Annotated in this window: 1 protein-coding gene; it reads left to right on the top strand. The window is 44.4% G+C overall.

The genetic code is table 11. The features are described 5' to 3' along the window. Positions 1-65: 65 nt before the first annotated feature. Positions 66-1,231, top strand: a protein-coding gene (locus tag HQR03_RS14045; RefSeq protein ID WP_101210724.1) for an IS3 family transposase whose coding sequence is annotated in 2 segments (ribosomal slippage) — positions 66-324 and positions 324-1,231 — 1,167 coding nt in all. Because the reading frame shifts where the segments join, the coding sequence is not laid out codon by codon here. Positions 1,232-1,278: the final 47 nt, after the last annotated feature.

The following is a 1,278-nucleotide window of genomic DNA, read 5'->3' on the forward strand; positions in this document are numbered from 1 at the left end:
TGAGCTATGCTGAAGAAACCGTACAATTAAACTTGGTAAACTAACGACTCAAAGAGGAGTTTACCATGGTCAAGAAAGTAAGAACCTACAGCGATGAATTTAAAGCCGAAGCTATTAAGAAGATAGCAGACAATAAGGGTAATATTTCAGCGACTGCAAAGCAGCTTGGCATAGCCATGCAAACGCTATCTAACTGGCAAAACAAAGCCACTCAAGGCAAGCTTGCAGGGACTGAGCAATATGACCCACAGCTAATGGCCGTGCTAGAAGAGAATAAGCGCCTCAAGCGACAGCTGAAAGTTGCCGAAGAGGAGCGCGAAATTCTAAAAAAGGCGACGGCGTACTTCGCCAAACACAGCTAGTAAAGTACGCCTTTGTTAAAGACAACCAGCAACTCTTTCGCATCAGTAGCATGTGCCGTGTACTACATATTAGACCCTCAAGTTACTACGACTGGCTGGGTCGTGACATCAGCGCTCAGCAGATACATCGTAACCAGTCTGAGCTACTAATCAAAGCGGCACACAGTGAAACAAAGGAGCGCTACGGCTTTGAGCGTCTGCATGCGCATCTAAATGAGCAAGGATATGATATCAGCCCATACATGGTCAGAAGCATCAAGGAAGAACACGGTATCAAATGCCGTCGTCATAAGCGTTTTAAAGTTACTACCGACTCAAACCACAACAAGCTGGTCTATGACAACGTGCTCGATCAGCAGTTTGACGTCAACCGCCCTAACGAAGCATGGGTCAGTGATATCACCTATATCTGGACAACCGAGGGCTGGCTGTACTTAGCAGGCGTTAAAGACTTGTATACCAAAGAGCTGGTTGGCTATGCCATCAACAAACGTATGACCGCTGACTTAGTTTGCAAAGCATTGAACATGGCAATTAAGAATAAGAGACCAAGCAAGGGACTAATTGTTCACTCTGACAGAGGCAGTCAGTATTGTAGCCATGCGTATCATAAGATTATTAAACAGCATCAGTTTATAGGCTCAATGAGTGGCAAAGGTAATTGTTATGACAACGCACCCATAGAGAGCTTCTGGGGTGTATTAAAGAATGAGCTGGTATATCATCAGGACTATAAGACCAGATTTGCCGCTATTACCGATATCATTAGATATATCGAGTTGTACTACAACCAAACGAGAATTCAAAAGGGTTTAGGCTATAAATCGCCAAGACAGGTGTGGTTTGACTATTATCGTCAAGCGGCGTAACTAAAATCTCCCAAGTTTAACTGTACGGATTTGACGGCAGGGGTCAG

This window comes from Psychrobacter okhotskensis, assembly GCF_013248965.1.
GTDB lineage: Bacteria > Pseudomonadota > Gammaproteobacteria > Pseudomonadales > Moraxellaceae > Psychrobacter > Psychrobacter okhotskensis.